The sequence below is a fragment of the Pseudomonas sp. Eqa60 genome (genome assembly GCF_018326405.1).
Taxonomy (GTDB): domain Bacteria; phylum Pseudomonadota; class Gammaproteobacteria; order Pseudomonadales; family Pseudomonadaceae; genus Aquipseudomonas; species Aquipseudomonas protegens.
Genome location: NZ_AP024342.1, coordinates 6,316,873 through 6,341,478 on the forward strand (window position 1 = coordinate 6,316,873; position 24,606 = coordinate 6,341,478).

Annotated in this window: 16 protein-coding genes, 1 tRNA gene and 1 pseudogene; 14 read left to right on the plus strand and 4 right to left on the minus strand. The window is 61.4% G+C overall.

The window, feature by feature from the left end:
• The first annotated feature begins 27 nt into the window (after nucleotides 1-27).
• The 4 genes from dnaG (at nucleotide 28) to KI242_RS28705 (ending at nucleotide 7,868) form a co-directional block, all read left to right on the plus strand.
• A complete protein-coding gene (gene dnaG, locus KI242_RS28690; protein ID WP_212805738.1) occupies nucleotides 28-2,001 on the plus strand; it encodes a DNA primase in 1,974 nt (657 codons plus the stop codon).
• A gap of 67 nt (nucleotides 2,002-2,068) precedes the next feature.
• Complete coding sequence (gene rpoD / locus KI242_RS28695) at nucleotides 2,069-3,916, plus strand: RNA polymerase sigma factor RpoD (RefSeq protein ID WP_011063840.1); 1,848 nt, start codon at nucleotides 2,069-2,071, stop codon at nucleotides 3,914-3,916.
• 116 nt (nucleotides 3,917-4,032) lie between these two features.
• The gene (locus KI242_RS28700; RefSeq protein ID WP_212805739.1) at nucleotides 4,033-7,776 is read left to right on the plus strand and encodes an EAL domain-containing protein; all 3,744 of its coding nucleotides are present in this window, start codon (nucleotides 4,033-4,035) and stop codon (nucleotides 7,774-7,776) included.
• 15 nt (nucleotides 7,777-7,791) lie between these two features.
• Nucleotides 7,792-7,868 (plus strand) — tRNA-Ile (locus tag KI242_RS28705).
• 681 nt (nucleotides 7,869-8,549) lie between these two features.
• On the opposite strand, the gene KI242_RS28710 is transcribed toward KI242_RS28705, so the two are convergent.
• The 3 genes and pseudogenes from KI242_RS28710 to KI242_RS28720 all read right to left on the minus strand — a co-directional run bounded on the left by KI242_RS28710 (nucleotide 8,550) and on the right by KI242_RS28720 (nucleotide 13,042).
• Nucleotides 8,550-9,587, minus strand: a complete 1,038-nt coding sequence (locus KI242_RS28710) for a fimbrial protein (RefSeq protein ID WP_212805740.1) — start codon at nucleotides 9,585-9,587, stop codon at nucleotides 8,550-8,552.
• 556 nt (nucleotides 9,588-10,143) lie between these two features.
• Nucleotides 10,144-10,449, minus strand: coding sequence for a hypothetical protein (locus KI242_RS28715; RefSeq protein ID WP_212805741.1), 306 nt, complete (start codon nucleotides 10,447-10,449; stop codon nucleotides 10,144-10,146).
• 218 nt (nucleotides 10,450-10,667) lie between these two features.
• A pseudogene (locus tag KI242_RS28720) lies at nucleotides 10,668-13,042 on the minus strand (glucose/quinate/shikimate family membrane-bound PQQ-dependent dehydrogenase).
• Nucleotides 13,043-13,250: 208 nt separating this feature from the next.
• Between KI242_RS28720 and KI242_RS28725 the strand changes: the two are divergent.
• The 10 genes from KI242_RS28725 (at nucleotide 13,251) to KI242_RS28770 (ending at nucleotide 24,282) form a co-directional block, all read left to right on the plus strand.
• Nucleotides 13,251-13,712, plus strand: coding sequence for an Lrp/AsnC family transcriptional regulator (locus tag KI242_RS28725; RefSeq protein WP_011063845.1), 462 nt, complete (start codon nucleotides 13,251-13,253; stop codon nucleotides 13,710-13,712).
• Between the two features lie 168 nt (nucleotides 13,713-13,880).
• Nucleotides 13,881-15,563, plus strand: a complete 1,683-nt coding sequence (locus tag KI242_RS28730; RefSeq protein WP_212805742.1) for an NAD(P)/FAD-dependent oxidoreductase — start codon at nucleotides 13,881-13,883, stop codon at nucleotides 15,561-15,563.
• Nucleotides 15,564-15,674: 111 nt separating this feature from the next.
• Nucleotides 15,675-16,469, plus strand: a complete 795-nt coding sequence (locus tag KI242_RS28735) for a carbon-nitrogen hydrolase family protein (protein ID WP_041120107.1) — start codon at nucleotides 15,675-15,677, stop codon at nucleotides 16,467-16,469.
• Between the two features lie 48 nt (nucleotides 16,470-16,517).
• Nucleotides 16,518-18,980 carry a pyrroloquinoline quinone biosynthesis protein PqqF gene (gene pqqF / locus KI242_RS28740; RefSeq protein ID WP_053154226.1) on the plus strand — a complete coding sequence of 821 codons (2,463 nt, stop codon included), beginning with the start codon at nucleotides 16,518-16,520 and terminating at the stop codon, nucleotides 18,978-18,980.
• 156 nt (nucleotides 18,981-19,136) lie between these two features.
• Complete coding sequence (gene pqqA, locus KI242_RS28745; protein ID WP_003194766.1) at nucleotides 19,137-19,211, plus strand: pyrroloquinoline quinone precursor peptide PqqA; 75 nt, start codon at nucleotides 19,137-19,139, stop codon at nucleotides 19,209-19,211.
• Nucleotides 19,212-19,315: 104 nt separating this feature from the next.
• Nucleotides 19,316-20,227, plus strand: a complete 912-nt coding sequence (gene pqqB, locus KI242_RS28750) for a pyrroloquinoline quinone biosynthesis protein PqqB (protein WP_212805743.1) — start codon at nucleotides 19,316-19,318, stop codon at nucleotides 20,225-20,227.
• 91 nt (nucleotides 20,228-20,318) lie between these two features.
• Nucleotides 20,319-21,071 carry a pyrroloquinoline-quinone synthase PqqC gene (gene pqqC, locus KI242_RS28755; protein ID WP_011063850.1) on the plus strand — a complete coding sequence of 251 codons (753 nt, stop codon included), beginning with the start codon at nucleotides 20,319-20,321 and terminating at the stop codon, nucleotides 21,069-21,071.
• A complete protein-coding gene (gene pqqD / locus KI242_RS28760; protein WP_011063851.1) occupies nucleotides 21,068-21,343 on the plus strand; it encodes a pyrroloquinoline quinone biosynthesis peptide chaperone PqqD in 276 nt (91 codons plus the stop codon). Before pqqC ends, pqqD begins: the two co-directional genes overlap by 4 nt.
• Nucleotides 21,315-22,484 carry a pyrroloquinoline quinone biosynthesis protein PqqE gene (gene pqqE, locus KI242_RS28765; RefSeq protein WP_019094523.1) on the plus strand — a complete coding sequence of 390 codons (1,170 nt, stop codon included), beginning with the start codon at nucleotides 21,315-21,317 and terminating at the stop codon, nucleotides 22,482-22,484. The genes pqqD and pqqE overlap by 29 nt, the downstream gene beginning before the upstream one ends.
• Entirely contained in the window at nucleotides 22,450-24,282 is a 1,833-nt protein-coding gene (locus KI242_RS28770) for a S9 family peptidase (RefSeq protein ID WP_212805744.1), read from the plus strand. Before pqqE ends, KI242_RS28770 begins: the two co-directional genes overlap by 35 nt.
• A gap of 36 nt (nucleotides 24,283-24,318) precedes the next feature.
• On the opposite strand, the gene KI242_RS28775 is transcribed toward KI242_RS28770, so the two are convergent.
• The gene (locus KI242_RS28775; protein WP_011063854.1) at nucleotides 24,319-24,477 is read right to left on the minus strand and encodes a YqaE/Pmp3 family membrane protein; all 159 of its coding nucleotides are present in this window, start codon (nucleotides 24,475-24,477) and stop codon (nucleotides 24,319-24,321) included.
• Nucleotides 24,478-24,606 lie beyond the last annotated feature (129 nt).

Sequence of the window (24,606 nt, forward strand, 5' to 3'; positions counted from 1 at the left end):
TTTGCGCGCAGTGATGACGAGAACGCCATGGCCGGGCTTATTCCCCAGAGCTTTATTGACGACCTTCTGAACCGCACCGACATCGTCGATGTCGTCAGTTCGCGCCTGCAAATCAAGAAAGCCGGCAAGAACTACACCGCCTGCTGCCCCTTCCACAAGGAAAAGACCCCCTCCTTCAGCGTCAGCCCCGACAAGCAGTTCTACTACTGCTTCGGCTGCGGCGCAGGCGGGAACGCCCTCGGCTTCATCATGGACTACGACAACCTGGACTTTCCCCAGGCCGTCGAGGAACTGGCGAAGGCGGCTGGCATGGAAATCCCCCGCGAAGAGAGCAGCCGCGGCCAGCGCAAGCCTCGGCAACCCACCGACTCACCGCTGTATCCGCTGCTCACCGCCGCCGCCGATTACTACCGCCAGGCCCTGAAAAGCCATCCAGCGCGCAAGGCTGCGGTCGACTACCTGAAGGGGCGCGGCCTTACCGGCGAGATCGCCCGGGACTTCGGCCTGGGCTTCGCTCCGCCTGGCTGGGACAACCTGTTCAAACACCTGAGCAGCGACACCCTGCAGCAGAAAGCCATGATCGATGCCGGCCTGCTGATCGAGAACGCAGAGACCGGCAAGCGCTATGACCGCTTTCGCGACCGGGTGATGTTCCCGATCCGCGACACTCGCGGTCGGATCATCGCCTTCGGCGGCAGGGTTCTGGGGGACGACAAGCCCAAATACCTGAACTCTCCGGAGACCCCGGTCTTTCACAAGGGCCAGGAACTCTACGGCCTGTTTGAAGCCCGCAAGAACAACCGCAACCTCGACGAAATCATCGTTGTCGAGGGCTACATGGACGTCATCGCCCTGGCCCAGCAAGGCCTGCGCAACGCCGTGGCCACCCTGGGGACCGCCACCAGCGAAGAACACCTCAAGCGCCTGTTCCGCATCGTACCCAACGTACTATTCTGCTTCGACGGTGACCAGGCCGGGCGCAAGGCCGCCTGGCGCGCCCTGGAGGCGACCCTGACCTGCTTGCAGGACGGGCGCCGCGCGCGCTTTCTGTTCCTTCCCGAAGGCGAAGATCCGGATACCCTGGTCCGCGCCGAAGGCACCGATGCCTTCCGCGCTCGAATCAACCAGCACGCACAGCCGCTGGCCGATTACTTTTTCCAGCAACTGATCGATGAAGCCGACCCGCGCTCACTGGAAGGCAAGGCCCATCTGGCGACCCTGGCCGCGCCCCTGATCGAGAAAATCCCCGGGGCCAACCTGCGCACCCTGATGCGCCAGCGCCTCAGCGAAATCACCGGCCTGACCAACGAAACGGTCAACCAACTGGCCCACAGCGCACCGCCCGAAGCGCCACCCGCCTACGACGCAGGCATCGATTACGACGCGATGCCGGATTATGCCGACTACCATGAGCCGCATCAGGAGGCGTACGCCCCACAACAAGAGTGGACGCCAAAGAAAAATGCCGGCGGCAAGAAATGGGAAAACAAACCCTGGGACAAGAACGGCAAGGGCAAGCGCCAGGGCGATCGCGACCAGCCACGCGGCCCGCGCATTCCCGCTGCAGTGGAACCGCCGACCCTTTCAGCCTTGCGCACTTTGCTGCATCACCCGCAATTGGCAGAAAAAGTTGAAGATGCCGGGCATTTTGCCGATGACGACAACACCAATACCCAGTTGCTGGTGGCTCTGATCGAAGCCGTGCAGAAAAATCCTAAGCTACGCTCTATTCATCAATTGATGGCGCGCTGGCACGGCACCCAGCAAGGGCATCTGCTCACCGCATTGGCGGAAAAAGAATGGCTGATCGACGGAGATAACCTTGAACAACAGTTTTTCGACACCATTAATAGTTTGTCAGCTCGCCAACGCGAGCGTGTTTTAGAGCAACTTCTCAGGAAATCGCGTCAAAGCGAGCTCAGCAGCGAAGAGAAAAAGCAGCTGGTTGAGCTTCTAAAACGCAATGTTCCCGCATCAAACCCGACCTCAACTGGCGCGTGAGGTCATAGCTCGGGTATAATCCTCGGCTTGTTTTTTGCCCGCCAAGACCTTCAGTGGATAGGGTGTTATGTCCGGAAAAGCGCAACAGCAGTCTCGCCTCAAAGAGTTGATCAGCCGTGGACGTGAGCAGGGTTACCTGACTTACGCGGAGGTCAACGACCACCTGCCGGAGGATATTTCAGATCCGGAACAGGTGGAAGACATCATCCGCATGATCAACGACATGGGGATCAACGTATTCGAGAGTGCTCCGGATGCGGATGCCCTTTTGTTGGCCGAAGCCGATACCGACGAAGCAGCAGCTGAAGAAGCCGCCGCAGCGTTGGCGGCTGTGGAAACCGACATTGGTCGCACTACCGACCCAGTGCGCATGTATATGCGCGAAATGGGCACGGTAGAGCTGCTCACACGTGAAGGCGAAATCGAAATCGCCAAGCGTATCGAAGAGGGTATCCGTGAAGTGATGGGCGCAATCGCGCACTTCCCTGGCACGGTTGATCACATCCTCTCCGAGTACACTCGCGTCACCACCGAAGGTGGACGCCTGTCCGACGTTCTAAGCGGGTACATCGACCCGGATGACGGCATTACGCCGCCTGCCGCCGAAGTGCCGCCGCCTGTCGACACCAAGACCGCGAAAGCGGATGACGACAGCGAAGACGAAGAAGCGGAAGCGACCGAAGACGAAGAAGAAGCCGAAAGCGGTCCGGATCCGGTCATCGCCGCACAGCGCTTTGGCGCCGTCGCCGACCAGATGGAAGTCACCCGCAAGGCGCTGAAGAAACACGGCCGCGAGAACAAGCAAGCCATCGCCGAAATGCTGGCCCTGGCTGAACTGTTCATGCCGATCAAACTGGTTCCGAAGCAATTCGAAGGCCTGGTTGAACGTGTACGCAGTGCCCTGGATCGCCTGCGCCAGCAGGAACGCGCCATCATGCAGCTCTGCGTGCGTGATGCCCGCATGCCACGTGCCGACTTCCTGCGCCAGTTCCCGGGCAACGAAGTGGATGAAAGCTGGACCGACGCCCTGGCCAAAGGCAAGAGCAAGTACGCCGAAGCCATCGCCCGCCTGCAGCCGGACATCATCCGTTGCCAGCAGAAGCTGACCGCTCTTGAAGTCGAAACAGGCTTGAAGATCGCCGAGATCAAGGACATCAACCGTCGCATGTCGATCGGTGAGGCCAAGGCCCGCCGCGCGAAGAAAGAGATGGTTGAAGCCAACCTGCGTCTGGTGATCTCCATCGCCAAGAAGTACACCAACCGTGGCCTGCAGTTCCTCGACCTGATCCAGGAAGGCAACATCGGCTTGATGAAAGCCGTGGACAAGTTCGAATACCGTCGCGGCTACAAGTTCTCGACTTATGCCACCTGGTGGATCCGTCAGGCGATCACTCGCTCGATCGCCGACCAGGCCCGCACCATTCGTATTCCGGTGCACATGATCGAGACGATCAACAAGCTCAACCGTATTTCCCGGCAGATGCTGCAGGAAATGGGTCGCGAACCGACTCCGGAAGAGCTGGGCGAACGCATGGAAATGCCTGAGGACAAGATCCGCAAGGTATTGAAGATCGCCAAAGAGCCGATCTCCATGGAAACCCCGATCGGTGATGACGAAGACTCCCATCTGGGCGACTTCATCGAAGACTCGACCATGCAGTCGCCAATCGATGTCGCCACGGTTGAGAGCCTGAAGGAAGCAACTCGCGAAGTACTCTCCGGCCTCACTGCCCGTGAAGCCAAGGTACTGCGCATGCGCTTCGGCATCGACATGAATACCGACCATACCCTCGAGGAAGTCGGTAAGCAGTTCGATGTGACCCGTGAGCGGATCCGCCAGATCGAAGCCAAGGCGCTGCGCAAGCTGCGCCACCCGACGCGAAGCGAGCATCTGCGCTCCTTCCTCGACGAGTAAGCCCAAGACCCCCAGCCCAGCTGGGGGTTTTGCTTTTTGCAGCCCGTCCTTCTTTCCTTCCCCGCCCCATAGCCGGTCTACACTCGAAACATTCCCCGTGCCATAACGAGACGGTTATGCCCAGACTGTCGGCCATGCTCCTGCTGGCGCTGCTCACCTGGACCGCAACGGCTGGCGCGCTGACTCTCACCGACGAAGAACGTAGCTGGCTCAAGACTCACCCGGAACTGCGCCTGGGTGTGGACGCTTCATGGCCGCCTTTCGAGTATCGGGATGAAGAAGGCCGCTATCAGGGCCTGGCCGCGGACTACATCCACCTGATCCAGGAACGCCTGTCCGTAAACCTCAAGCCCGTCGAGCCCGCCAGCTGGACCGCGGTGCTAGAGGACGCCAAGCAGGGCAAGCTGGACCTGCTGCCCGGGATCATGTCGACCCCCGAACGCCAGAGCTACATGGCCTTCACCCGGCCTTACCTGGACTTTCCCATCGTCATCCTCGCCCATGAAGGCGGCGCGCAACCCCACAACCTCAAGGAACTGTACGGCCTCAAGATAGCGGTGGTGGAAAACTACGCCCCTCACGAACTGTTGCGCACCCACCACCCGGACCTGAACCTGGTGGCCATGCCCAATGTCAGCTCGGCGCTGCAGGCCCTGGCCACCGACGAAGTGGACGCCGTGGTCGGCGACCTCGCCTCCAGTGTCTGGAGCCTGCGTCAGCTCAAGCTCGACGGTCTCTACGTCAGCGGCGAAACCCCCTATCGCTATCAGTTGGCGATGGGCGTCCCGCGGAAAAACAAGGTCCTGGTAAGCATTCTCGACAAGGTGCTCGCCGACCTCAGCCCCGAGGAAATCAGCACCATCCAGCAACACTGGGTGGGCAGCGTGCTCGACCACAGGACCTTCTGGTCAGATGTCCTGATGTATGGCCTGCCCGGTCTACTGCTGCTGGTGACCGTGCTCGCGGTGGTGATCCGTATCAACCGCCGCTTGAGCTCGGAAATTTCCCGGCGGGTCGCCCTGGAACAGGAACTGCGCAGCAGTGAATACCACTACCGCAGCCTAGTGGAAAGCCTGTCCGCGATTGCCTGGGAAGCGCGCATCAGCGACTTTACCTACAGCTATGTCTCGCCCCATGCCGAAGCCCTGCTGGGCTATCCCCTGGCCCATTGGCTGATTCCCGGTTTCTGGCGCAACATCATCCACCCCGCGGACCTGACCCGGGCCCAGGCCTTCTGCGACCACGAAGTGCAGGCCGGGCGGGATCACAGCCTCGATTACCGGGTGATCGCCGCCGACGGTCGCTGCCTCTGGGTGCGCGACATCGTCAGCCTGATCGAGCATGGCCACGAACCGGTGATGCGCGGGTTGATGATCGACATCAGCGAGACCAAGCACACCGAAGAGGCCCTGCGCCTGTCCGAACAGAAGTTCGCCTCGGTGTTCCAGCAATGTCCGGACATCCTGGTGATTGCCCGGCTGTCCGACGGCTGCCTGCTGGAAGTCAACAAGGCCTTCGAGGAGCAGATCGGCCTGAGCGCGCAAAGCGTGGTTGGCCAGACCGCCACCGAGCTCAATATCTGGGGCATCCCCGGGGTCGGGCCAGGGCTGCTGCAACGCTTGCAGGCAGGCAGCATCCGCAATCTGGAAATGCCCTTTCGCCGGCATAACGGCCAGTTGTTCACCGGCCTGATCTCCGCCGAGCCCTTCGACCTCGACACCACGCCGGCGCTGGTGGTAGTGGTACGCGACATCAGCCAACTCAAGGAGACCCAGCAACAACTGCAGACCTCCGAGGAGAAGTTCGCCAAGGCCTTCCATGCCTCCCCCGATGGCCTGCTGCTGACCCGTCAGCGCGACGGGCTACTGATCGAGGTCAACGAAGGCTTCAGTCGCATCACCGGCTTCAACAGCGCCATGTCGCTGGACCGCTCGACCCTGGACCTGGGCATCTGGGTCAATCTCAATGAGCGCAAGCAGATGCTCGACCTGCTGCAGCGCGATGGTTTTGTCCGCGACTTCAACTGCCATATCCGGCGCAACGATGGCCAGATCCGCCTCTGCGAGCTGTCGAGCCGGCCACTGCCCATCGGCGGTGACGACTGCATGCTGACCATCGCCCGGGACATCACCGACCGACGCCTGATGCAGGAGAAGCTGCAACAGGCGGCGACCGTATTCGAAAGCACAGCCGAAGGCGTGATGATCACCGATACCCAGCAGCGCATCAGCGCAGTCAATCGCGCCTTCAGCGAAATCACCGGCTACAGCGAACGTGAAGCCCTGGGCCACACTCCGCGCCTACTTGCCTCGGGCCTGCATGACAGCGCCTTCTACGCCGCGATGTGGCATCAGTTGACCCTGGAGGGCCACTGGCAGGGTGAGATCTCCAACAGGCGCAAGAACGGTGAGCTTTATCCCAACTGGCTGACCATCAATGCGGTGCGCAACCGGGAAAACCAGATCACCCATTTCGTCGCGGTGTTCGCCGATATTTCCAGCCTCAAGCACGCCCAGGCGCGGCTCGACTACCAGGCTCACCACGACCCCCTGACCGGCCTGCCAAATCGCACCCTGTTCGAAAGCCGACTGCTCAGTGCTCTCAATAGTCAACAGGACAACGGCAGCCAGGGCGCGGTACTGTTCCTAGACCTGGACCGGTTCAAGCACATCAACGACAGCCTCGGCCACCCGGTGGGCGACCTGCTGCTCAAGGGCATCGCCGTGCGTCTGAAGGAACAGCTGAGGGATATCGACACCGTGGCCCGCCTGGGTGGCGACGAATTCATCATCCTGCTGCCGGGCCTGCACCAGGCCAGCGATGCCGATCACATCGCCACCAAGCTGCTGAACTGCTTTACCGCCCCCTTCCAGGCCGGCGAACACGAGTTTTTCATCAGCGCCAGCATCGGCACCAGCCTGTACCCTAAGGACGGCTGCGATGTCGCCACCCTGATCAAGAACGCCGACGCCGCCATGTATCGCTCAAAGGCCAAGGGCCGCAACCGCGTGGAGCGCTACACCCGCGACCTGACCGCCCAGGCCAGCGAACGGGTAGCCCTGGAGCACGAGCTGCGGCGAGCCATTGAGCGCAACGAGCTGTCGCTGTATTTCCAACCCAAGATCAGCCTCAGCAACCACGAGCTGGTGGGCGCCGAAGCCCTGATCCGTTGGCATCACCCCACTTTCGGCGATGTGCCCCCCGAGCACTTCATTCCCCTGGCCGAAGAAAACGGCATGATCCTGCTGATCGGCGACTGGGTACTGGAACAGGCCTGCCTGCAACTCAACAACTGGAACCGACGCTTTGAGGATTTCGGCCCCCTGTCGGTGAACCTCGCCGGCGCCCAGTTGCGCCAGCCCAACCTGCTGGGGCGCATCGAGCAACTGCTGCGCGACTATGACCTGCAGCCCGGAATGCTACAGCTGGAAATCACCGAGAACTTCATCATGAGCCAGGCAGAAGAAGCCCTGGAAGTGCTGCATCAGCTCAAGCGCCTGGGCGTGCAACTGGCCATCGACGACTTCGGCACCGGCTACTCGTCCCTCAGCTACCTCAAACGCCTGCCCCTGGACTTTCTCAAGATCGACCAGTCCTTTGTCCGCGGGCTGCCGGACGACCCCCACGACGTGGCGATTGTCCGCGCCATCATCGCCCTGGGGCGCAGCATGCAGTTCACGGTGATTGCCGAAGGTGTGGAAAACCAGGAGCAGCAGACTTTCCTCACCCTGGAAGGCTGCGAACAGATCCAGGGTTATATCGTCAGCCTGCCCCTTGAAGCCGAGGAGTTCTGTACGACCTTCCTGCGAATCCGAGTTTCCGATTTTTCGGATAGCACAGCCGAGAAACCATCGCTATAATCCGGCGCCTACTGAGGGCCTATAGCTCAGTTGGTTAGAGCAGAGGACTCATAATCCTTTGGTCCACGGTTCAAGTCCGTGTGGGCCCACCAAACAAGAAAGCCGCGCAATGCGCGGCTTTCGCTTTTCTGAATCGTTCAACAAATAGCCCCCTTTCCTTTCCACCCACACAAGCTCAGTTAACCCTGGACAGGGTTGGTATAGACCCTAGAAGCCCCTTCTGCCCTCATCGCCGACCGCCGATACATACAGTCAACTTCTACTGCCATAGCGCAACTTCATCAGTTGCGCGGAGAGTTAAACCTCCACTAAAGACGTGCGGCGGATACTGGTCTGACGCGAACTGGCGGCGACCCTGACCGATCCGCCGCTCCTGAATCTGAAGCACGTCGTTCTGTGAGACGTCCAGATCCTGGCGCATGGTCAGAGCCTGCAAGCGCCAAACAGCTGGATCCGATCTAAGGACGTGAATCTATTCAAGATTGTTTGCAATACGCTCACCCCACTGGCGGGTATGAACACTCAACTCGCCGAGCATATTTATTAGCAGGCCCTGCCGCCGAGCAATGCTAATGCACTCAAATATACTCATGCGATTCCAAGCTTTAAAAAGTCAACTGACAACAAAACAATTAACATCACATTATCGACCAACTACAAGAGAGAGCCTAAATAGATATATCAATCAGCCAGAACCTTACAATTCAACAATCAAACATCAACGCAAAAACACCATCATGCATACCCATACAGCAACTACATCGTATTCACAATTAAAGCGAACTTATTATCAGCGTAAGCACCACCTGAATTCTTCCTGCTTCAATATTTTTAAAATCGCGCTCTAACCTAGCCAAAAAGTGGTGCGTTATTCTTTCTCCGCTCAGGCTATAATCACCACCTCTCATCAAATAAGATTTATTTAAATCAATCATTTCCCCCTTAGCATTTGCCACTGTGATCAATATGCCTTTGGCGCACCCCTCGCATCGGTCATTTTCCAGCCTTCCATCTGTTCGTATATTTTTCGACTGAAAATGGAAACTGGCAACGCTGTTGAATTCTTCGGCTGCGCTTTGGCTGCCACAACTCCCAAGCGTAAGATCAAATTTCTTTTCTACCATGCCGCCATCTGCAAGGTGATATGGATTCACTCCTTCGAAGTCAACTGTTTTGTTTGCGTCAACCATTCGGCAGTCTGCTACCAGCAGTTTGGCGGCTGAATAAAATGCATAGTGCCCCCAAGTATTGCTAGTGGTTATACCTTTCCAGTATGAGTAGATATAGCTACTTGGAGGCAGTCGCAGCTCATGCAACCCTGGCCCGAGGGAGGTTCTCGGCTTGGTTTTAATGAACTCCACTGCTTGATCCAATGAGACCGCGTAGTACCCGCCTTTTTTTGGCTGGACCAGGAAAACTTCGTCCCAATGGTCACATGGTATGGCTCTACCATAAGCCGATCTATATCGCACTCCAACTCCATCAATCGGCGTGCTGCAAATGTCACCAGGCTCGCCTGTACCAGGAACAACTTGCAGACTAAAGCCCAACTTTCCGTAAGGTTCTTCTACAGCGTTACATGTCACTGCACCCACCAGCGCTGCGGTTCCGAGAACACCTCCAACTTCCACCTCAGAGAAAGGGCGTAAGTATCCGAGCTTAAAAGATATAGAGTTACTACCCAACTCCGCTCCGGAGTTACAGTAATTATTTCGATAATCCGCACTTACGAAACCGGAATAGATCACACAAACAAAAAATATTACAAGATAGCTCCGAAAAAAACTGTAACCGCCTAAATAGCTAATCATGACTTCATCGCCCTAGTCGCTTGAAAAACTCACCTCTTAAAATTCTATTTCATTCAAACCGACCACGATCTAAGGCAATTCTTAAAAAACACGCCTAAAGACAGATTTTCGGAGGTGGGACACACCTTGAACAAGTTAAATTCTTAGTGAGTGATACGGCACCCTGAAAACAAATAGAGCGCCCAAAAATTCGTATCTATCGAAAAGATCGAATTTCCAACTGTGAAACATCCGACCGACCAAATCGCAGTTACTTAATGACGGGGAAGTAGTAGTGGGCGATAAACCTCCAGCTGCAAGCCTCCGCTCTCCGATGGACACTTTTTTAGGCAGCCACCGATGATAATCCGTATAGGTATACATTAGTAACCACACATAAATCGGATGTAGAAAGCATTCCCCGCTCGCCGACGAGTTCTGCACTCACTTTTTTACCCATCTCAAGATCGCGGCGCTTACCGACTGCAGAGGCGGCGGGGCGTATGTCTCGAAGCCCACCAAACACAAAATCCATGCAATGCGCAGCTCTGTGTTATTGCTTGAAAAGCAAACCTCATCAAGTCTTGTTCCGATAGCGCTCTTTCAACATGGGGCGAATTTTCAGGCGATCTTCCGGCGCCCACTCCCACACGGTTTCCAGTTCTTCGGTGACGGTTTGCACACTGATTCCCGGAAGCAGGACGACGAAGGTATTCCTTTGCAGACAGTGCAATTCTGCACGGCCTGCGCCAGGTGCATCCCCCTCCCTCTCCTGAAGGCTTTCATAGAAGGCCAGGGCCTCGACCACCGTGTGGAAATGCTCGACCGCATCCTGAAAGCCTGAAAGAGACAGCCTGTACGTCATGCCGAAATCCATATTCATTCCCACTATTTCGGGACCTGGAAAAGGCGGCTTTTTTAGCAAAATGCCCACAAACAGTATCTAAGACAGTTCTTATTTACACTCCCCTGCAGGCAACCACCAACGCCCTCCCGGAACATGCCCCGCCTTCCCCAAATCGCACGGGGCTGAAGCCCGTTGCCTGCGCCCATGAAAAAGCCGCGCATTGCGCGGCTTTTCATGGTGTTGCCAGGCTGCGCTTATTTCTTGGGCAACGCGTAAGCAATCACGTAGTCCCCACGATCCGTCGACTGCCGCGCACCGCCAGCGGTGAGCAGGATGTACTGGCGACCGGTCTTGGGCGACACGTAGGTCATGGGGCCCGACTGGCTGCCCACGGGCAGGCGCGCTTTCCAGATCTCATTGCCATTGCCGGTATCGAAGGCCCGCAGGTAGAAATCCTGGGTACCGGCGAAGAACAGCAGGCCGGATTGGGTAGCCAGGGACGCGCCCAGGGTCGGCATGCCAATCGGGATCGGCAGGTGCATGCGGATCCCCAGCGGGCCGGTGTCCTGCACGGTACCCACCGGCACTTGCCACACCAGCTTGCGGGTCTTCAGGTCGATGGCCGACATGGTACCGAACGGCGGCTTCTGGCAGGGAATGCCCGCCGCCGAGAGGAAGCGCTGGCGCATGGCGCCGAACGGCGTGCCTTCCTGGGGCACCACGCCCATCTCGATGCCACTGGCACCAGCGGCGATCTGGTCCCGGGGAATCATGTAGTTGGCCAGGCCCAGACGCATGTCGTTGACGAACATGTAGTTGCTGGTGGGGTCCACCGACACGCTGCCCCAGTTCATGCCGCCCAGGGAGCCCGGAAACTGCAACGCATGATCCAGGCCCGGCGGGGTGTACACACCCTCATGGCGCATGCCCTTGAACTGGATACGGCACATCAGCTGGTCGAAGGGAGTCGCGCCCCACATGTCGGACTCGGTGAGGGTCTGGTTGCCGATCGACGGCATTTCCACCGAGAACGGCTGGGTCGGCGAATACCGCTCGCCCGGCACATTGCCCTGGGGCACGGGGCGCTCTTCCACCCGGGCAATCGGCTTGCCGGTCTCACGGTTGAGCAGGAATATCTCGCCCTGCTTGGTGACCTGGGCCAGCGCCGGTTGCACACCGCCCTTGTCGTCCGGAATGTCGTACAGCAGCGGCTGTGCCGGCAGGTCGAAGTCCCAGAGGTCGTGATGGGTGGTCTGGAAGTGCCAGCGAACCTGGCCGGTCTTCACGTCGATGGCGACGATGGAGGAGTTCCACTTGTCGTCGAACTCGGTGCGCTGGCCGCCGAAGAAATCCGGGGTGGCGTTGCCAGTGGGCAGGTACACCAGGCCCAGCTTGGCGTCATAGGACATTGCCGACCAGACGTTGGGCGTGCCACGGGTGTAGGTTTCACCCGCCGGCGGGCGCTTGGTGGTGGCCGGATTGCCCGGGTCCCAGGCCCACATCAGCTCGCCGCTGCGCACATCGAAAGCCCGAACCACGCCCGGCGGTTCGCCGGTGGAGAAGTTGTCCGCCACCCGGCCGCCGACGATCACCACGGTGCCCGCCACCAACGGTGTCGAAGTCTGCTGGTAATAGCCCGGCTTGATCTCGCCCATGTCGGTTTTCAGATCGACCGTGCCCTGGTTGCCAAAGTCTTCACAGGGCTTGCCGGTTTCAGCGTTGATCGCGATCAGGCGCGCATCACCGGTCGGCAGGAACAGGCGCTTGGTGCAGGCCGCCGGAGCAGCGGGCGCCGAAGCATCGGCTACCGGGGTGGCAGAGGCGTCGAAATAACCCAGGCCGCGGCAGCGCTGCCAGTTTGGCGCGTAGCCCTGAGGGTCGAACTTCCAGCGCTCGGCGCCGGTGTCGGCGTCCAGGGCGAACACCTTGCCGTAGGCGGTGCAGGTGTAGACGGTATCGCCGATCTGGAGGGGTGTGTTCTGGTCTTCGGCACCAGCGCCGTTGCTTTCGGGCAGGTCACCGGTGCGGAAGGTCCAGGCCACCTGCAACTGGTCGATGTTGCCCTTGTTGATCTGGTCCAGTGCGGCGAAGCGGTTGCCCGCAGTGGTATTGCCCCAGTGGGCCCAGTCTTTCTGTTCCGTCCCGGGAGCCACCGGCTGGACCGCTGGCACCTTATCCGCCTTGACCACATGGGTCGGCACGAACATGTAGGCCAGGGTCGCGACCACACCGATCCCCAACAGCCCAGCCAGGCCATAGGCACCGCGCCCGGCATGGGCTCCGGAGGCACGCACCAGGGTCGGGTAGATCAGCGCCACCACGAGGCCGATCACGGCGAAGGTCAGTACCCGCGAGACCAGCGGCCAGTATTCCAGGCCCGCATCCCAGACCGCCCAGATCGCCGTCAGCACCAGGGCCACCCCATACAGCCAGGCACCACGCGGGTTGCGCCGCGCGATCAACAGCCCGGACACCAGCATCGCCAGGCCCATCAACAGGAAATAGGCACTGCCGCCCAGGCTCAGGAGGTAACCCCCGCCTGCGGCCAGGCCCAGCCCAATCAGGGCAATCAAAATACCCAGCCCCCGAGCAACCATTTGCTGCCGGCGGCAGCCCCCATGTTTTTCATCTTAAAAACTCTCCCATCTTCAAAACCTGACGGCGAGAATGTACTAACCAGTTACTTATGACAATCTGTCGCAGGTCATTTGTTTCAAAAAAATTCCCGACTTGCAGAGCGTAGCTGTCGCTTGCGCCATGTTCTCCGGGAGCTGCGGCGGGTGTTCACGGGAGCCTGTAACATGTGCGCTCCCCCGATAGCCGTGCTGGAGCCCACCTTGTCCGATAGCCGCCCTCCCGTTCTTGACGAAGTCGACCGTCAATTGATCGCAGCCTTGCAGATCAACGCCCGCGAAAGCGTGGCGATGCTGGCCCGGCAGTTGGGTATCGCCCGCACCACCGTGACCTCGCGCCTGGCCCGCCTGGAAAAGACCCGGGTCATTACCGGATATGGCGTGCGCCTGGGGCAGCGGGTAGTCGATGGCGGCTTGCAGGCGTATGTCGGCATCAAGGTCCAGCCGCGCTCTGGCAAGGAAGTGCTGCGGCGCCTGAGCGGCATGGCGCAGGTCCAGCAACTGTGTGCGGTCAGCGGCGAATTCGACTATGTGGCCTGGCTGCGCACCGACTCACCGGAACAGCTGGACCAGTTGCTGGACCAGATCGGCAGCGTTGACGGCGTGGAGAAAACCACCACCTCGATCATCCTCAGCAGCAAGATCGATCGCGGGCACGCGCTGTAAGGTGCGCCCTGCCAATCAGCCAATCTGACGCACAAATTCGTCATATCGATAAATAACCGAGCATAACGACGACAGTTTGCGTCTTATTTACGTGTTTCACCCTCTCTAGAATGGCTGCCATCTTTTCCTATACTCAGCACTCTGCTGAGCCGCCCGCCAAGGTCAGCCATGAACAAGAACAATCGCCATCCTGCAGACGGTAAGAAGCCGATCACCATTTTCGGCCCGGACTTCCCTTTCGCCTTCGACGACTGGATCGAGCATCCTGCCGGCCTGGGCAGCATTCCCCAGACACGGCACGGCACCGAAGTGGCGATTGTCGGCGCCGGTATCGCCGGGCTGGTGGCGGCCTACGAGCTGATGAAGCTGGGCCTCAAGCCAGTGGTCTATGAAGCCTCGAAAATGGGCGGCCGCCTGCGCTCCCAGGCCTTTGAGGGAGCCGAGGGGATCATCGCCGAGCTGGGTGGCATGCGCTTTCCGGTGTCGTCCACGGCCTTCTACCATTACGTCGACAAGCTCGGCCTTGAAACCAAGCCCTTTCCCAACCCGCTGACCCCGGCCTCGGGCAGTACCGTCATCGACCTCGAAGGCCAGACCCACTACGCCCAGAAACTCGCCGACCTGCCGGCGCTGTTCCAGGAAGTCGCCGATGCCTGGGCCGATGCCCTGGAAGATGGTTCGCGCTTCAGCGAAATCCAGCAGGCAATCCGTGACCGCGACGTGCCGCGCCTCAAGGAACTGTGGAACACCCTGGTGCCGCTGTGGGACGACCGCACCTTCTACGACTTCGTCGCCACCTCCAAGGCCTTCGCCAAGCTGTCGTTCCATCACCGTGAGGTGTTCGGCCAGGTGGGCTTCGGCACCGGCGGCTGGGACTCGGACTTCCCCAACTCGATGCTGGAAATCTTCCGCGTGGTCATGACCAACTGCGACGACCACCAGCACCTGGTGGTGGGCGGCGTCGAGCAGGTGCCCCTGGGCATCTGGCGCCACGTGCCGGAGCGTTGTGCCCACTGGCCGGCCGGTACCAGCCTCAGCTCGCTGCACCACGGCGCGCCGCGTACCGGGGTCAAGCGCATTGCCCGGGCCGCCGATGGCCGTTTCAGCGTCACCGACAACTGGGGCGACACCCGGGAATACGCCGCGGTGCTGACCACCTGCCAGAGCTGGCTGCTGACCACCCAGATCGAATGCGAGGAATCGCTGTTCTCGCAAAAGATGTGGATGGCCCTGGACCGCACCCGCTACATGCAGTCGTCGAAGACCTTCGTCATGGTCGACCGGCCGTTCTGGAAGGACAAGGATCCGCAAACCGGTCGCGACCTGATGAGCATGACCCTCACCGACCGCCTGACCCGCGGCACCTACCTGTTCGACAACGGCGACGACAAGCCGGGGGTGATCTGCCTGTCCTACTCGTGGATGAGCGATGCCCTGAAGATGCTCCCGCAGCCGGTGGAAAAACGCGTGAAGCTGGCCCTGGATGCGCTGAAGAAGATCTACCCCAAGGTGGATATCGCCAGCCGTATCATCGGCGACCCGATCACCGTCTCCTGGGAGGCCGACCCGCATTTCCTCGGTGCCTTCAAGGGCGCGCTGCCGGGCCACTACCGCTACAACCAGCGGATGTACGCGCACTTCATGCAGGACGACATGCCCGCCGAGCAGCGCGGTATCTTCATCGCTGGTGACGATGTCTCCTGGACTCCGGCCTGGGTCGAGGGTGCGGTGCAGACCTCGCTGAACGCGGTGTGGGGGATCATGAAGCACTTCGGTGGCGCTACCCACGCCGAGAACCCGGGCCCGGGGGATGTGTTCCACGAGATCGGGCCGATTGCCCTGGCCGACTGAAACCGGCGGCCGGGCAGGCGCTCGTTCCCGCAGGCTTGCCCTGCGGGGATGTCGTACGAACCTGCGACAGCGGCTACAGTGGCCGGTCTGTCAGTGAGTGGAGTGAAGACCATGCGCGTCGCCCTGTATCAGTGCCCGCCACGGCCGCTGGATGTGGCCGGCAACCTGCAACGCCTGCATCAGGTGGCCATGGAGGCCACCGATGCCGATCTGTTGGTGCTGCCGGAGATGTTTCTCAGCGGCTACAACATCGGCCTGGAAGCGGTGGGCGCTCTGGCCGAGGCCCAGGACGGCCCTTCGGCCCAGCGCATCGCCGCCATCGCCCAGGCCGCCGGCACGGCGATCCTCTATGGCTACCCGGAGCGCAGTGACGACGGCCAGATCTACAACGCCGTGCAGTTGATCGACGCCCAGGGGCAGCGCCTGTGCAACTACCGCAAGACCCACCTGTTCGGTGACCTCGACCACTCGATGTTCAGCGCCGGCGAAGATGACTTTCCCCTGGTGGAACTGGACGGCTGGAAACTCGGCTTTCTGATCTGCTACGACATCGAGTTCCCGGAGAATGCACGACGCCTGGCACTGGCAGGCGCGGAGCTGATTCTGGTGCCGACCGCCAACATGATCCCCTACGACTTCGTCGCCGACGTGACGATCCGTGCCCGGGCCTTCGAGAACCAGTGCTACGTGGCCTATGCCAACTACTGTGGCCATGAAGAACAGATCCGCTATTGCGGCCAGAGCAGCATCGCCGCCCCCGACGGCAGCCGGATTGCCCTGGCCGGTCTCGACGAGGCCCTGATCATCGGCACCCTGGACCGCCAACTGATGGGCGAATCCCGGGCGCTCAACCGCTACCTGTCCGATCGCCGCCCCGAGCTTTACGACGACCTGAGCAAGCGCTGATCCGGGGATATCCGCTAGCATGAGCGCTTCTCTGTTCTGGAAGTGCTCATGCCCGCGCCGAATCACCCTCTGCCCCCACTGGAGACCCTGGCCAACGGCCTGCGGGTTTCCCTGCGTCATGCTCCCCATTTGAAACGCTGTGCCGCGACATTGCGCGTCGCCGCCGGCAGCCACGATGTGCCGCTGGCCTGGCCGGGCCTGGCGCACTTTCTGGAACACCTGCTGTTTCTCGGGACCGAGCGCTTTCCTGTCGAACTGGGGCTGATGGCCTATGTACGGGCCCAGGGCGGGCAACTGAACGCGCGAACCTGCGAACGTGCCACCGAGTTCTTTTTCGAGCTGCCGGCCAGCGCCTTTGCCGGTGGCCTGGAACGTCTGTGCGAGATGCTCGCTCAACCGCGCATGAGCCTGGAGGACCAACACCGGGAGCGGGAAGTCCTGCACGCGGAGTTCATCGCCTGGTCCCGGGATGCGACAGCGCAGCGTCAGTTCGCACTGTTTGACGGTCTTCATGCCGCGCACCCGCTAAGGGCCTTCCATGCCGGCAACCGCTACAGCCTGAACCTGCCCAATAACGCCTTCCAGCAGGCCTTGCAGCAGTTCCATCGCGAGTATTACCAGGCCGGGCAAATGGTCTTGAGCCTCGCCGGCCCCCAGCCACTGGAGGAGCTCCGAGCCCTGGCGGAACGCTACGGCAGTTGCCTGCCGAGCGGTCGACACCTTGAGCAGGCAGCGCCTCCCGCCCTAATGGCCACGGGCAACCAGACTTACCAACAACTCAGCGGCCAGCGGCTGGACCTGCTGTTTGCTCTAGAGCGGCTGCCCGCGGGCGCTACTGCCGCTGTGGATTTTCTCTGCACCTGGCTGCAATCGGCCAAGCCCGGCGGGTTGCTGGCGGAACTCCAGCAGCGCCAACTGGCTCACAGCCTCAAGGCAACGCTCCTGTATGAGTTCGCCGGCCAGGCCCTGCTGCACCTGGAGTTCGATCTGACCAGCGTGGCGGCATCAGCCCCGGTTCAGGTACGCGAGCTGCTGACAGAGTGGCTGGGGTTCTTCAGTGCCCAGGCCGACTGGGCACCGTTGCGCGAAGAATATGTCTTGCTGCAACAGCGCCAGATCGAAGTTGCCAGCGCCCTGGAACTGTCCCGACGCGACAGCCGCCAAGCTGCCGATGGGCTGGATGAGTCGGGGCTGGCCGCCCTCAAGCAGGTGCTCAAGCAGTTGCAACCCCAGGCTGTGGAGCACTTCAGCCACGACTGGCGCCTGCCTCCTGCCAACCCCTTTCTACGCAGCACGATCGAGGCACCACGGGCCGGGTTGATTCGCGGGCAGACCAGCGCTCATCGCGGGCTGCGCACCTTTGCCCAGGATCGCTCCCGGGGCCGCAAGGAAAGCTCGGCCCTGAGCTTCAGCCAGGCGCTGCCAGCAGATCCTTCTGGTAGCGCCCTGACTCTGCGCTGGCAACTGGCCTCGCCTGCTCCGATGGGCTTGCATGCCCGGTTGCTGCGCAGCCTGGCGACATTGCGCGACGATGCCCGCCAGGCCGGCGTAGAGCTGATTTTCACCTCTTGTGGCAAAGACTGGCTGCTGAAACTGCACGGTTTGCCGTCCCCCATGCCCGCAGTACTACTGCAAGCATTGAAAGCCCTGGGACGACCTGCCGAGTCGTTCTGGCAGGAGCAGGCAAGCGTCAATGCTGAAGCGCCCCTGCTGCCGATCCGCCAATTGCTCAAGGCATTCAGCGAACAGCCACAGCCCGACAGCCCGGCCCAGCCCGACCCAGAGGCCTTGCAAGCACTCTGGGCCAGCGCTCGTTGGGACGGACTGGGCCTGGCGCTGCCAGCCGCCATCCAGGAAGCCTTGAGCCGAACCCTGCAACAGATGCCCGGCACAGCGGACGCCACCCTCTGCCGGCCGGTGCCAGCAGGCACCGGCCAGCAGTGGCAGAACCTGCCCGGGAGTGCCGGTGAGCATGCCCTGCTGCTGTTCTATCCCGTGCCCAGCGCCAGCCTTGCCGATGAAGCCGCATGGCGCCTGCTCGGCCAGCTCTGCCAGACCCCGTTCTATCAGCGCCTGCGGGTTGAGCTGCAACTGGGCTATGGCGTCTTCAGTGCCGTTCGCCAGCGCAACGGCCGGACGGGTCTGTTGTTCGGCGTGCAATCCCCCGGCGCGACAGTCACCGAGATACTTCAGCACATCGCACAATTCCTTGAGCACCTGCCCGAACAACTCCAGGCACTCGACGAGCCCAGCTGGAATGATCAGCAACAGGCCCTGGCTCAACAGTTGCAGCCCGCGACCCTGCCCCTGGACCAGGCCATGGAGCTGTTGTGGCAGGCAAAACTGGCCGGCCACTCGTCGGATTACCTGCCGCAGTTGCAAGGCTGCATAGAGGCCCTGACGCCCGCCATCGTGATCCAGGCCGCCCGCCAACTCAGAGAGGCTGCCGGCGGCTGCAGCGCGCTGGCCAACAGGCCGTGCCCGGGTACACCCTGGCAAGTGGCAGAATGATCATTACCAGCGCTGCAATGAGCTTTCTTCAGAATTGCGGGCAACCTTCCGCGGGAATTTAGTAAGATAGCCTCCTAAGCATCTGAACATCTCCCGCCGGAGGTGGACTATATGTATAGGCAACACCCGTCCCACCCACCTCAAAGGAGCAATTTTATGACCTGGTCCAAACCTGCTTACACCGACCTGCGTATCGGCTTCGAAGTCACCATGTACTTCGCCAGCCGCTAATTTCTGCCTCTGGCCAGAAACGCAGCGCAACGCCTCGGCCCGTCCGGGGCGTTTTTATTTTCAGTTCTCCGTCCTTTTTTCAGTCTTGAGCCCAGGGAGCGTCCATGTTTGTCCAGATTCTAGGTTCCGCCGCCGGCGGTGGTTTTCCGCAGTGGAACTGCAACTGTGTGAACTGCGCCGGATTTCGCGACGGTAGCCTGCGGGCCCAGGCGCGCACTCAATCGTCCATCGCGATTTCCGATGACGGGGTGAACTGGGTGCTGTGCAACGCCTCTCCGGATACCCGCGCGCAGTTGCAAAGCTTCGCCCCCATGCAACCGGGCCGCGCACTGCGGGACACCGGCATCGGCGCCATCATCCTCATGGACAGCCAGATCGACCACACCACCGGCCTGCTCAGCCTGCGTGAAGGCTGCCCGCACCAGGTCTGGTGCACCGACATGGTCCATGAAGACCTGAGCACCGGTTTCCCGCTGTTCAAGATGCTCAGCCACTGGAACGGCGGCCTGAGCTGGAACCGCATCGAGCTGGACCAGAGCTTCAGCATCCCCGCCTGCCCCAACCTGCGCTTCACGCCGCTGCCCCTGCGCAGCGCAGCGCCGCCCTATTCGCCCCACCGTTTCGACCCGCACCCGGGGGACAACATCGGCCTGATCGTCGAAGACCTGCGCAGCGGCGGCAAACTCTTCTACGCGCCGGGCCTGGGCAAGGTCGACGCGCCACTCCTGGAGATCATGGCCGCCAGCGATGTGCTGCTGGTGGACGGCACCCTGTGGGAAGACGATGAAATGCAGCGTCGTGGCGTGGGCACCCGTACCGGCCGGGAAATGGGCCACCTGGCGCAGAACGGCCCCGGCGGCATGCTCGAAGTGCTGGAACAGTTGCCCCGCCAGCGCAAGGTGCTGATACATATCAACAACACCAACCCGATCCTCGATGAAGACTCCGCCGAACGTGCCGAACTGGTACGCCGAAAGGTGGAAGTGGCTTACGACGGAATGAGTATTGAGCTGTAGGGCGAATCGCCCACAAGCTCGCCCCACGAGCCTTGGCCCCTTTGCGTAGGAGCGGGCTTGCCCGCGAAAGGGCTGCCCCCGGAGAACACACATGACCGACACCCCGCTGTCCGCCGCCGAATTCGAGCAGGCACTGCGCGCCAAAGGCGCCTACTACCACATCCATCACCCTTATCACGTGGCGATGTATGAAGGCCGGGCGACCCGCGAGCAGATCCAGGGCTGGGTCGCCAACCGCTTCTATTACCAGGTGAACATCCCCATGAAGGACGCGGCGATCCTCGCCAACTGTCCGGACCGGGAGATTCGCCGCGAATGGATCCAGCGCCTGCTGGACCATGACGGCGCCCCGGGCGAGGACGGCGGCATCGAGGCCTGGCTGCGCCTGGGCCAGGCCGTGGGCCTGGACCCGGACCAGTTGCGCTCCCAGGAACTGGTGCTGCCCGGTGTGCGCTTTGCCGTGGACGCCTATGTCAATTTTGCTCGCCGGGCCAGTTGGCAGGAGGCGGCCAGCAGCTCGCTGACCGAACTGTTCGCGCCGCAAATCCACCAGTCGCGCCTGGACAGCTGGCCCCAGCATTACCCATGGATCGACCCCACTGGCTACGAGTACTTCCGCACCCGCCTGGGCCAGGCCCGCCGCGATGTCGAGCACGGCCTGGCGATCACCCTGCAGCACTACACCACCCGTGCCGGCCAGGAACGCATGCTGGAAATTCTCCAGTTCAAACTGGACATCCTTTGGAGCATGCTCGACGCCATGAGCATGGCCTATGAACTGAACCGCCCGCCCTATCACAGCGTCACCGATCAGCGGGTCTGGCATAAGGGGATCACCCTATGAGTTTCGACCGCAGTAAAACCCCACGCTGGCGCCCCGGCTACCGCTTCCAGTATGAACCGGCGCAAAAGGGCCACGTCCTGCTGTACCCCGAGGGCATGATCAAGCTCAACGACAGTGCCGCCCTGATTGGCGGCCTGATCGATGGCGAACGTGACGTGGCGGCGATCATCAGCGAGCTGGAAATCCAGTTCCCGGGGGTGGCCGAGCTCGGTGAAGATATCGAGCAGTTCATGGAGGTCGCCCGTGCTCAGCACTGGATCGAACTCGCCTGAACCGGCGGTTCTGCCCGGCAAACCGGAAGTTGGCCTGCCGCTGTGGCTGCTGGCCGAGCTGACCTACCGTTGCCCGCTGCAGTGCCCCTACTGCTCCAACCCCCTGGACTTCGCCGAGCAGGGCAAGGAGCTGAGCACCGAGCAGTGGATCAAGGTATTTCGCGAAGCGCGGGAAATGGGTGCAGCGCAGCTGGGTTTCTCCGGCGGCGAGCCGCTGGTGCGCCAGGACCTGGCCGAACTGATCGGCGAGGCGCGCAAGCTGGGCTTCTATACCAACCTGATCACCTCCGGCATCGGCCTCACCGAGCAGAAGATCAGCGACTTCAAGAAAGCCGGCCTGGACCATATCCAGATCAGCTTCCAGGCCAGCGACGAACAGGTGAACAACCTGCTGGCCGGTTCGAAAAAAGCCTTCGCGCAGAAGCTGGAAATGGCCCGTGCGGTCAAGGCCCACGGCTATCCGATGGTGCTGAACTTCGTCACCCACCGGCACAACATCGACAAGATCGACCGCATCATCGAGCTGTGCATCGCACTGGAAGCCGATTTCGTCGAGCTCGCCACCTGCCAGTTCTACGGCTGGGCCCAGCTCAACCGCGTGGGCCTGCTGCCGACCAAGGAGCAACTGGTGCGCGCCGAGCGCATCACCAACGAATACCGCGCCAGGCTGGAAGCCCAAGGGCATCCCTGCAAGCTGATCTTCGTCACTCCGGACTACTACGAGGAGCGCCCCAAGGCCTGCATGAACGGCTGGGGCAGCATCTTCCTCACCGTGACTCCGGACGGCACCGCACTGCCCTGCCACGGCGCGCGGCAGATGCCGGTGCAGTTCCCCAATGTGCGCGACCACAGCATGCAGCACATCTGGTACGACTCATTCGGTTTCAACCGCTTTCGCGGGTACGACTGGATGCCCGAACCCTGCCGCTCCTGCGACGAGAAGGAAAAGGACTTCGGCGGCTGCCGCTGCCAGGCCTTCATGCTCACCGGAGATGCCAGCAATGCCGATCCGGTGTGCAGCAAATCGCCACACCATGGGATGATCCTCCAGGCCCGTGAAGAATCTGAAACGGCCACCCACACCATCGAGCAACTGGCTTTTCGCAATGAACGAAACTCCCGCCTCATCGCCAAGGGTTGAGCCCTTCAGCGCCAGCCAGGCCACTACGGCCGGGGTCGATTTTGCTGAACTGCAACTGACGACCCACGGCCTGTTCTGGAATGAATATCGTCCCGAGGACGGCCGCTGTCGGATCTGGCAGTGGCATCAGGGCCAGCCCCAGTGCCTGACGCCAACCGGCTTCAGCGTGCGCAGCAGGGTCTATGAATACGGTGGTGGCGCCTTCTGCCTCAGCGATGATGCCCTGCTGTTCGTCAACGAGGCGGACCAGCAGCTGTATCGCCAGCCCCTGGCCGGTGGAGCGCCCAGCGCCTTGACTCAAGGCACGTGCCGCTACGGTGACCTGCGATGCCACGCTGGCCAGGTGCTGGCCGTCGAGGAGTGCGCCGAACAACACCAACTGGTGAGCATTGACAGCATCACCGGTCAACGCCGGCTACTGGCTGCCGGGGCCGACTTCTATGCCGCTCCTACCCTCAGCCCCAATGGTCTGCGCCTGGCCTGGATCGAGTGGGACCGGCCCCATCAACCTTGGACCAGCACCCGCCTGATGCTTGCTGAGCGCCTGGGCAACGGGACCTGGGGGGATCCCCGCTGCGTGGCGGGCGATGGCGAGCCAGAGTCACTGCAACAGCCGCGCTTCGACCAGCACGATCATCTGTATTGTCTCAGCGATCGCGGCGGTTTCTGGCAACCCTGGACCGAGTCGAGCGATGGTTTGCGGCCGTTGCCCAGCACCGCCGCGGACCATGCCCCGGCGCCTTGGCAACTGGGAAGTTGCACCTGGCTGCCCCTGGGCGGCGATGCCTGGTTTGGCAGCTGGACCGAGCAGGGTTTTGGCCGCCTCGGGCTGCGTCAGGACGACGGTTTCCAGCAGGACTTTAGCGGCAACTACAGCCGCTTCCGCAGCCTGGCGCTGCACCAGCACTACCTGTACTGCATCGCGGCCTCGCCTGTCAGCCCCTCGGCCGTTATCGCCATAGACCGCAAGACCCGGCAGGTCCAAGTCCTGGCGGGAGGGATTGCCCCTCTACCGGCGGAACGCATCAGCCGCCCGCAGACCCTGTGCTACCCCAGCGGCGACGGCCAGGCCCACGGTTTCTTCTACCCGGCCATGAACGGTGTCAACCGGCCGCCCCTGGTGGTGTTCATCCACGGCGGCCCGACTTCGGCCTGTTACCCGATACTCGACCCGCGTATCCAGTTCTGGACCCAGCGCGGCTTTGCCGTGGCCGACCTGAACTACCGCGGCAGCACCGGATATGGCCGGGCCTATCGCCAGGCCCTGCACCTGCGCTGGGGCGAGGTGGATGTGCAAGACGCCTGCGCCGTGGTGGCCCACCTGGATGAGCAGGGGCTGATCGATCCGCAACAGGCATTCATACGCGGCGGCAGCTCGGGGGGCTACACCACCCTCTGCGCCCTGGCCTTCGCCAAGGTCTTCTGCGCCGGAGCCAGCCTCTACGGAGTCAGCGATCCGATCAGCCTGGCCCGCGCCACCCACAAGTTCGAAGGCGACTACCTGGACTGGCTGATCGGCGATCCTGAACGCGACAGCGAACGTTATCTGGCCCGTACTCCCCTGGCCCACGCCAGCAGCATCGGCGTGCCGGTGGTGTTTTTCCAGGGCGAGCAGGATGCGGTGGTGGTGCCCAAGCAGACCCGCGACATGCTCAAGGCGCTACAGGACCAGGGCATCGCCGCCGAGGCCCACTACTATCCCGATGAGCGCCACGGCTTTCGCAAGGCTAGCAACCAGGCCCACGCCCTGGAGCAGGAGTGGCGGTTTTACCGCCGAGTGCTGCAGGCACAGCACTGATCAGCTACTGCCCGTTCCCCTGGAACGGGCAGACCATCAGCGTTTGGCGATGATGTACACCGCATGCACGATCCCCGGAATGTAGCCGCACAGGGTCAGCAGGATGTTCAGCCAGAAAGCGCCGCCAAACCCCACTTGCAGGAAGACCCCCAGGGGCGGCAAGAGAATGGCGAAGATGATGCGGATCAAGTCCATGGGCAGCTCCTGATAACAATCGGCTCGAATGAGCCTTACCTGCAATCGACCTTGGCCATACGCCAGGGTTCAGAGCGATTCGAGGCCGCGCTGCCACTCGGGCGAGGATCTGGAGGCCATGTCCCTGCA